Source organism: Proteobacteria bacterium CG1_02_64_396 (assembly GCA_001872725.1).
Taxonomy (GTDB): Bacteria; Pseudomonadota; MNWR01; order CG1-02-64-396; family CG1-02-64-396; genus CG1-02-64-396.
Genome location: MNWR01000064.1, coordinates 1 through 8,527, shown reverse-complemented (window position 1 = coordinate 8,527; position 8,527 = coordinate 1). Strand labels below are relative to the sequence as shown.

Genomic DNA, 8,527 nt, shown 5'->3' with positions numbered 1-8,527 from the left:
CCCCCCGGTTCTGCCGCACCCTTCCCCCCGCGACACCACCGTCGCCCCTTGTGAGAACCGCCCCCATGAATCGCCTGTCGCCCCACCATCGCAGTCTTGTCTACGGCCTACTCGGCGTGCTCGGTTTCAGCCTGACCCTACCGGCCACCCGCATGGCGGTGGCGGGGCTCGATCCTGTGTTTGTGGGATTGGGGCGGGCGGTGGTGGCGGCCCTTTTGGCGGGTGGGGTGTTGCTGGCGACCCGGTCGCGGCTGCCCAGCCCCGGTCAGTGGCTGCGCCTGGCTGGGGTGGCCCTGGGGGTGGTGGTGGGGTTCCCCCTGCTTTCGACCTGGGCGATGACCCTGGTGCCGGCATCCCATGGGGCGGTGGTGGTGGGGTTGCTGCCGCTGGCCACTGCGCTGTTCGGCGCCTGGCTGGCCGGGGAGCGCCCCCGCCCCCTGTTCTGGATCTCGACCCTGATCGGCAGCCTCACCATTGCCGGTTTTTCGCTCTCGGGGGGGCAGACGGCGTTGCACAGCGGCGATCTGCTGCTCTTGGGGGCGGTGTTGGCCGCCGGATTCGGCTACGCCGAGGGGGCACGTCTGGCTCGGACGTTGGGGGCGTGGCAGACCATCAGTTGGGCGCTGCTGCTCTCGGCCCCCCTGCTGTTGCTTCCGGCGCTGCAAACCGCGCCCGCCGTGTGGTCTGCGGTTCCGTGGTCGAGTTGGGCCGGGTTTGCCTACGTCGGGGTGGTGAGCATGTATCTGGCGTTTGTGGTGTGGTACCAAGGGCTGGCGTTGGGGGGGATCGGTCGGGTTGGTCAACTGCAACTGCTCCAGCCTTTTCTCACCATTTTGGCCGCCGCAGCGCTATTGGGGGAGACGATCCACCTTGGGGATGTGGCGGCGGCGGTCATCGTGGTCGCCTGCGTGTTGGTGGGGCGCCGCTCGCCCCCCGCGCCCGACGCCGTGCCCGCCCCCGCCGAGCCGCCCCCCGAGGCTCTGACCCCCGCCGAGGAGGGGGCCTCGTCTTGAGGGGCGGCGCGCCCCTCGAAACCCCGTCTTAATCCCCGCGAAACAACCCCATGCGACTGGCCTCCAGCGCCGCCTCGGCCCGGGAGCAGATCCCCAGTTTGCGGTAGACCTCTTTCACATACCCCCCGACGGTGTGCTGGCTGATGTTCAGCAGCCGGGCGACCTCTTTCAGGCTCAACCCTTTGGCGATCAGCAGCAGGGTTTCGCGCTCGCGGGGGGTCAGTTCGAGGCATTCGGGGGGGGTGGGGGGGACGGCGGGTTTGAAGTATTCCATCAGCCGCCGGGCGATGCTGGGGGAGAGGGGGGGCTGGCCGTTGGTGATGCCTTGAAGGAGCCCGGCGATCTGCGACCGGGGCAATCCCTTGAGCAGGTAACCGTCGGCCCCCGCTTGCAGGGCGGGGAAGAGGTGTTCGTCGTCGTCGAAGGTGGTGGCGACCACGCACAGCGCCTGGGGATGGCGCGGTTTGAAGCGGGCAATGAAGTCGGCCCCGAAACCGTCGGGCAGGTTCAGGTCGCACAGCAGCAGATCGAAGGATTCCCGGTCGGACGCCGTGTCGGCAGCGGCCAGATTGGCCGCCTCGACGATGGCCGCCTCAACAAAGACCTCGGCGACGATCCCGCGCAACCAAGCGCGGGTGTCGGCGATGTCTTCGACGATTAATACCCGTTTCAATCCGGCCTCCTCATGGGGGCGCCGCCGCCGAGGAGGGCAGCGGCCAGCGGGCCGTCACCAGCGTTCCCCCTCCGGGCCGTCCCTGCCAGACGATCTCCCCCCCCAAATCGGCGACCCGGCCCCGCATGTGGGTGGTTCCCCTTCCGACTTGCCACCCCTCGGGGGGGGGTGCCAGGCCGTCGTTGGCCACGCTCAGGTGCAGCCACCCCTCCCGTAGCGCCACGACGACCGCCACCCACGAAGGATCGGCATGGCGCAGGGCGTTGGCGACCGCCTCCTCCAGCAGGCGGCGGGTGTGCAGTTGCTGAATCGGGGTCAGCACCGCCTCCCCCCCCTCGAAATGCCAGTCGAACGCGACCCCCGCCCCCTCCACCGTGTCGCCCAGATCGCGCCGCCACAACGCCGCCAGCTCTTCAAGCGGACGGGGTTTGCCCTCCAGGGCGGCGATGATCCCCCGCAGTTCATGCCAAGCGCCCCGGGCGAGCTGCTCGTCCTCCTGGTTTTGGGCCCGGTGCAACATCGCCAGCATCTTGCCCCCCAGCCCGTCGTGGAGTTCTCGGGTCAGCCGCTGACGCTCGGCGAGCGCCCCGGCGTCCTGGGCGGCCTGGATGCCATAGGCGTTCTGGGCCAACGCCAGCAGCGATTCTGCGGTTTTCACATCCTCGGGCCAGAACAGCCTGCGCCCGCCGTGGGCGTATTCCAGCCTTAGCCCCTCGCCTTCGCCCAGACCGGGGATGTGCAGCGCCAGGCCGTCCCCGGCTAGGGCGACGTGGGTGGTCGGAGCGGCGAGCACGGTCAGGTGCAGCGGCTGGAAAATCTGGCGCAGCAGCGCCTGCCAGCCGGCGGCCATGGCGGCGGCGTTGTCGGCCTTGGCCACCGCCTCAACCAGTTGAGGCAAGGGGGGGGCAGCGTCGCCCCGCAACATCAGGCGCCGCCATAGCCATTGCCGCAGCGGGAAGTAGAGCCACCCCGCCAGCGCCAGGGCGATCCACAGCGACAGGGTTTGGGAGAGCGCCAGCACCTGGAGCAGAAGCAGGTCGATCATCACCACCGCAGCACCGCCGATCAGCCAGCTCCAGACGTTCCACATCCAACGGTCGAGGTTGAACAGACGAAAGCGGACCACCCCCGCCGCCAACCCCAGGTGGACCAGCAACAGGAAGGCGAACAACGAGGCCTGGGAGCCGACCAGGGGGGGCAGACCGAAGTAGGCGGGGATGATCGCCAGGATCGAGAAGATGCCGGTACCGGCGATGGCGCTCAGGGCCAGCCATTTGAGGATCGCCCGCTGCACCGGCTCCCCCCGGCTGCGCCGGTATTGCAGGGCGGCGAGCACGAGGATGCCGAGCATGGGGAGCATCATGACGCCGTTCCAGTCGCCAATGCCGCCGCTCCATTGCAGGTTTTCGGCGACCCAGAACAGCCCCAGAGTGCCCAGGATGATCGGCATCGCCCGGCGTCCCCCCCGAATCTCGGTGGGGTAGATCCAGAACAGCCCCATCAAGGCCCCGGCGAAGAGGATCGATCCCAGGTGGTTGAGGCTGGAGAGCACACGGAACACCGCGCCGTCGAGCGCCAGCTCCCGGCTGCCGTAGACGGCGGCGGGCAGGGCCGCAATGAGGAAGCCGATCCCCACGATCATGTAGGCCTGGGCCGGTGCGAGTTCGCGGCGAAAGGCCCAGACCGTCAAGCCAAGCAAAAAACCGATCACCCCGCTCAAAGACTGCACCCAGAACAGGGGGGGCAGGTCGGCGAGGTGGGCGGGGGTTGGGTGCAGCGGCAGCGGATCGAATCCCGCCCCATACAGGGTGGGGTGCCCCCCCTGCATCCGGGCGAGGAGCTGCGACTGTCGGGCCAGGAAGCGGTTGTAACGCGCCCAGCTCTCCAGGGTGTCGGGCTCCTCGGTCAGGTCGAAGGGGGTGATTTCAAGGGGGGGGAGGTCGTCGGCGCCCAGAGCGGTCACCGCCGTCCCCGCCGGGATCGGTCGGTCGCCGGCTCCGGCGACCAGCGGCGCGGCCAGCACCACCTCATTCTGCGCAACGGCAAGGGGGAGGTTGAGTCGTGGGGGGGCCAGCGCCAGGACGACGGCGCCGATCAAGGCCAGCAGCGCCAGGGCGCAACCCCAGACCAGGATTTTTAAAGGGGGGAGAGAATGGGACGTCATGGCAATCTCGGGGCGCCAAGCGTGGGCCCATCCGTGGCGGGATGCGGAACGGGGCCATTCTTGGGGTGTGGCGACTCACTGTAAAGAAGTGTGAGGGGGCGCCGCGACCGCGTTGTACGGCGGGGTCAATCCTTGGCGAACAACCCCATGCGGCTGGCCTCCAGTGCCGCTTCGGCTCGGGAGCCGATCCCCAGTTTGCGGTAGATCTCCTTCACGTACCCCCCGACCGTGTGTTGGCTCAAGTCCAAAATCGCCGCCGCCTCTTTGATGCTCAACCCCTTGGCAATCAAGGCCAGGGTCTCCTGCTCCCGGGGGGTCAGTTCAGGGCGGGAGGGGACGGTGGGGAGGGGGGCGCGGAAGTGGCCGAGCAGCCGCCGGGCGACCGCGGGGGAGAGGGGGGGGATCCCGCGTTGGATTCCGAGCAGCAGGTTTTGGATCTGCTCGACCGTCATGTCCTTGAGCAGGTAGCCGTCGGCCCCCGCCTGCAACGAGGGGAACAGGTGTTCGTCGTCGTCGAAGGTGGTGGCGACCACGCAGACCGCTGCGGGAAAACGGCCCTTCACCTCGACGATGAACTCGGCCCCGAAACCGTCGGGGAGGTTGAGGTCGATCAGGGCCAGATCGAGGGGGTCGTCGAGCAGACGCCGCGCCCCCTCCAGGGTGGCGGCGGCGCGCACTGCGATGCCGGGGAAGGCGAGCGCCAGGATCCTGCCCATCCAGGTCCGGGTTTCGGGGATGTCCTCAACGATCAGGGCGTGTTTCATGACGGGGACTCCTGAGGATGGGACAACGGCAGCCACGCCTCCATGCGGGCGCCCGAGGGGGTGCGTGCGTGCCACTGGGCGTTGCCCCCCAGGCTTTGGGCCCGCCGCAGAATATGGTGCATCCCCCGGCCCCGGCTCCACAGCTCGGGGGGCGGGGCGGTGCCGTCGTTGTCGACCGTCAGGTGCAGGGTCTGACCCGCGACGGCGATCCCGACCTGGATGAGGGTCGCGCCGCCGTGGCGCAGGGCGTTGGCCACCCCCTCGGCCAGGATGCGCCGGGCGTGGAGCTGCACGGTGGGGCCGAGCAGGGGGTTGCCGCCGGTGTCGGTGTGCACCTCCAACCGGGCTTGGGTTGCGGTGACCACCACACGCAGATCGCCGAGCCAATCGTTGGCCGCGACGTTCAAGGGGCGGGGGGTTCCCTCCAGGGCCGCCATGATCTCCCGCAGCTCCCCCCAGGCTTTGCGGGCCAGCGCCCCCTCCTCGGGGTGTTCGCTGCCGTGCATGATCGCCAGCAGGGTTCCCCCCAGACCGTCGTGCAGTTCCCGGGTGATGCGGCTGCGCTCCTGGCGCATCCCCTCGTCCTGGGCCCGGCGGGCCGCAAAGGCTTGGCGCGCCAGGGTCAAGGCCGCCTCGGCCAGGGTCGGGTCGCTGGGATGAAACAGTCGCTGCCCCCGGTCGGGCAGGGCCAGGTTCAAGGCGGTACCGGGGGTCAGGCCGGGGACCGTCATGGCAATCCCGTCGGCGTCAAGCCGGGGGTGCTCGACCGGGTCGTGGCTGGGGGTCAGGTGCAGGGGGCGGAACATGTGCTCCAGCAGTTGCCGCCAAGCCGTGGCCATCGCCTCGGCATCGGGGGCCGAGGCAACGGCGCGGACCAGCTCGGGCAGGTGGGCCTCCAGCCGTTGCCGGGGGGTGGCGACCCAATAGCGCCACAGCCGTTGGCGCAGCGGGAAATAGAGCCAGCCCGAAAGCCCCAGGGCGAGCCACAACCCCCATTCGCCGGGCAGCTCCAGCGCCACGACGAAGAGGATGTCGAGCCCCACCACCATCGCCCCCCCCAGAAGCCAGCTCCAGATGCGGGGCCACCAGGAGTCGAGTTCGAACAGTCGCAGCCTGCCGACCCCCGCCGCCAATCCGGCAAAACCGTAGAGGAAGAAAAGAAAGGCGCTGCCCTGATCGAGGGGCGGAGCGACCCCGAGTACCCCCGGCAGGGCGATCAGGCCGATGAACAGGGCGGTCCCCAGCACGTAGGTCAGGACGATCCACTTCAGGGCCGCCCGCTCCAGGGGGGCGGTGCGGGTCGCCCGCCACTGCCACCCCGCCAGAAGGAAGACGGTCAGGGTGGTGGCCAGGGTCGGCAGGTGGATCGCCAGGGCGTTGTCCTGAATCCACGCGACCGATTCGGCGGCCCAAATGCCGAGAAAAAGAAGGAACAGGGCCAGCAGCCAGCGGCGGGGGACCAGGGGGATCGGGTAGATCGTGAACAGCCCTAGGATCGCCGGGGCATAAAGCCCCACCGCCCCCAGATGATTGAGGATCGACAGAGCGTGGAAGGTCGCGCCATCCAGCGCCAGCTCACGGCTGGAGTAGATCCCTGCCGACCAGGAGGCCAGCGCCAGCGCCACCCCGCTGACGCCGTAGAGCCAGGCGGCGGCCGAGGCACGCCGAAAGGCGAGTACCCCCAGGCCGAGCAGGGCGGTCGCCATCGCCACCACCCACTGAAACCAGCCGGTGACCGGGATCGAATCCAGGGGACGATGGGGCAGGGGGGTGGCGGCGAGGGTTCGGCCGTCGGCCATAACCAGGGTCGGTTCGGGGGCCAGAAGCAGGGTGTGGATCGCCCCCTGCCGGGTGAAGAAGCGGTGCTCCTCGACCGAGGAGGGGAGTTGATCGGGCTCCTCCACCAGATCGCCAGGCTCAAGCGCGAAGGGGGTTTGGCCAGGAGCGCCCAGGGCCACGATCTCCTGCCCCGGGTCGACCGCCCCCCGCCAGGGGGAGGCGGGATCGACCGCCTCGACGCGCAGTCCTGTCTCGCCCGGCGTCAGGGTCAGGCCGAGCCAAGGTTGCTGGAGCAACAGCAACAGAGCGGCAGCGGTGATCGCCAAAACCAGGGTGGCCGCTGTCGCCAGAAAAGCGGGGGGGGAGGCGGTGTGCAGGGGGCGCAGCACGGTTGGGGCCATGGCGAGGCTCCTGGGTGCGAAAGGGGATTGCGGGCGGCGGGGAGCGGGACCGACCGGGCAGCATGCAGGGGGAGATGATGGTAGCCCAGAGGCGGGGGGCATACCCCCTCGTTCGTGGGGGTGGGCCGATGCGCCGTTCTCCGCTGGTTCGCGGACGGGGTCCGCTCCTACGGGGCGGGAGCTTTTGTAGGAGGCGACCCCGTCGCCGAACCAGGGAGGGGGTGTAGCCGAAGCGCTGTGCACCGCCGGTTCGCGGACGGGGTCCGCTCCTACGGGTGGGGGCTTTTGTAGGAGGCGACCCTGTCGCCGAACCGCTTTGCTTCGCCGGTTCGCGGACGGGGTCCGCTCCTACGGGGCGGGAGCTTTTGTAGGAGGCGACCCCGTCGCCGAACCGCTTTGCCCCGCCGGTTCGCGGACGGGGTCCGCTCCTACGAGGCGGGAGCTTTTGTAGGAGGCGACCCCGTCGCCGAACCAGGGGGGGTGTAGGAGGCGACCCTGTCGCCGAAGCGCTTTGCTTCGCCGGTTCGCGGACGGGGTCCGCTCCTACGGGGTGGGCTTTTGTAGGAGGCGACCCTGTCGCCGAACCAGGGAGGGCCGACCTTAGAATCCGACCCCCAAGGCGAGGTTGTAAGCCAGGTACCAGTTGTTGGGGTAGCCGGGCCGCTTGCCGAACTGGAGGTCCTGGGCCATGACCCCACCCTCTTGGCGGAAGCCGACCCGCCAGCCGGTTTTTTCGGTCTTCATGCCGTTTTCCAATGCCGCCTGCTGCGCCGACGAAAGGGAGGAGACCGGCGCCATGTCTCGGGTGACGCTGCCCATGATGAGGTCGACGTAGAACTGGCTGAGTTCACGTTTTTCGTAGGTGCCGCCGTAAGAGGAGTCGGTGACCTCGATGGCCGAGGCCAGGCTCGAAATGTAGGTGATGCCCGCGTAGACCCCATTGAATTTCAGGTTGGCGTTGGCGTATTGGAGCAGGGTGCCGCCAGGCATGGCGTAGGTGAAATCGTCCACCCTCTGTTGGTAGTCGTCTTGGGCAATATAAACCCCGCCCCGCACCCCGAAGAGGGAGCGTTGGACGGCGGGGATGCCGGGCAGGTAGGTGGTGGTCGTGGTGTTTCCAAAGGTAGAGGAGTCCAGAACGATGTCGGTGGTGGTGGCGCTTTCGTCGTCGTAGAGGAAGAAGACCCCACCCCCCTCCAGCTTGATGTGCCGCGTTGGTTTGGGGCCGGTGGTCATGGTTTCGTCGTACTTGGCCAGGTTCATCCCCCCGATTTCAATCGATCCGGTGAAACCCAGCAGGGCGGGCAGCAGCAGATCGCCCATCGCCACCACCGAGAGGTTGCCGTTCAAGGTGGATGAGCTCTGCGAATAAGGGGCGCTCCCCTTGTCTTTGGGGGAAACGATGTCGACGCCGCCGCCGAGGCCGAGGTAACCGATCAGCGGTTCGGCGGGCAGTTGTCTGTACTGCACCGCCTGGGCGGGCAGGACGGCGGTCAAACTCAGGGCACTGGCGATCAGGGTGGTGCGCACGACGGACATGGCAACTCCAGGGGGATGGGTGGAGCAAACCGGCCTTTCGGGGTGGGCCCGAGACGACCGGAGGGGTGGGGGATGTGGCGTGCGCAGATTAGGGGTGCGCCCATTGGGGGCCACCCCCTGAATGGGGGGGGATGTGCAGGCCGTCACGGTGGATGTGGGGCGCGCCCCCCCCGAGAACGGGGGGTGGGGCGGGG

Annotated in this window: 6 protein-coding genes; 1 reads left to right on the top strand and 5 read right to left on the bottom strand. The window is 68.9% G+C overall.

Translation table 11 applies throughout. The features are described 5' to 3' along the window. Window positions 1-65: 65 nt before the first annotated feature. Window positions 66-1,013 (top strand): hypothetical protein, encoded by a 948-nt coding sequence (locus AUJ55_07375; protein OIO56930.1) that lies wholly within the window; start codon window positions 66-68, stop codon window positions 1,011-1,013. Window positions 1,014-1,041: 28 nt separating this feature from the next. On the opposite strand, the gene AUJ55_07370 is transcribed toward AUJ55_07375, so the two are convergent. From AUJ55_07370 to AUJ55_07350, 5 genes are all read right to left on the bottom strand, one after another. Continuing rightward, window positions 1,042-1,686 carry a hypothetical protein gene (locus AUJ55_07370; protein OIO56929.1) on the bottom strand — a complete coding sequence of 215 codons (645 nt, stop codon included), beginning with the start codon at window positions 1,684-1,686 and terminating at the stop codon, window positions 1,042-1,044. A 10-nt stretch (window positions 1,687-1,696) separates the two neighbouring features. Then, the gene (locus AUJ55_07365) at window positions 1,697-3,850 is read right to left on the bottom strand and encodes a hypothetical protein (GenBank protein OIO56928.1); all 2,154 of its coding nucleotides are present in this window, start codon (window positions 3,848-3,850) and stop codon (window positions 1,697-1,699) included. Window positions 3,851-3,975: 125 nt separating this feature from the next. Further along, window positions 3,976-4,614 carry a DNA-binding response regulator gene (locus AUJ55_07360; GenBank protein OIO56927.1) on the bottom strand — a complete coding sequence of 213 codons (639 nt, stop codon included), beginning with the start codon at window positions 4,612-4,614 and terminating at the stop codon, window positions 3,976-3,978. Next, window positions 4,611-6,794 (bottom strand): hypothetical protein, encoded by a 2,184-nt coding sequence (locus AUJ55_07355; protein ID OIO56926.1) that lies wholly within the window; start codon window positions 6,792-6,794, stop codon window positions 4,611-4,613. Before AUJ55_07355 ends, AUJ55_07360 begins: the two co-directional genes overlap by 4 nt. Before the next feature lie 600 nt (window positions 6,795-7,394). Further along, window positions 7,395-8,333 carry a hypothetical protein gene (locus AUJ55_07350; protein ID OIO56925.1) on the bottom strand — a complete coding sequence of 313 codons (939 nt, stop codon included), beginning with the start codon at window positions 8,331-8,333 and terminating at the stop codon, window positions 7,395-7,397. Between the last annotated feature and the right edge of the window lie 194 nt (window positions 8,334-8,527).

Bases quoted from the DNA above. Each gene is read 5' to 3' on its own strand.
- AUJ55_07365 (OIO56928.1), bottom strand. From the start codon at position 3,850: ATGACGTCCCATTCTCTCCCCCCTTTAAAAATCCTGGTCTGGGGTTGC.
- AUJ55_07350 (OIO56925.1), bottom strand. From the start codon at position 8,333: ATGTCCGTCGTGCGCACCACCCTGATCGCCAGTGCCCTGAGTTTGACC.
- AUJ55_07360 (OIO56927.1), bottom strand. From the start codon at position 4,614: ATGAAACACGCCCTGATCGTTGAGGACATCCCCGAAACCCGGACCTGG.
- AUJ55_07355 (OIO56926.1), bottom strand. From the start codon at position 6,794: ATGGCCCCAACCGTGCTGCGCCCCCTGCACACCGCCTCCCCCCCCGCT.
- AUJ55_07375 (OIO56930.1), top strand. From the start codon at position 66: ATGAATCGCCTGTCGCCCCACCATCGCAGTCTTGTCTACGGCCTACTC.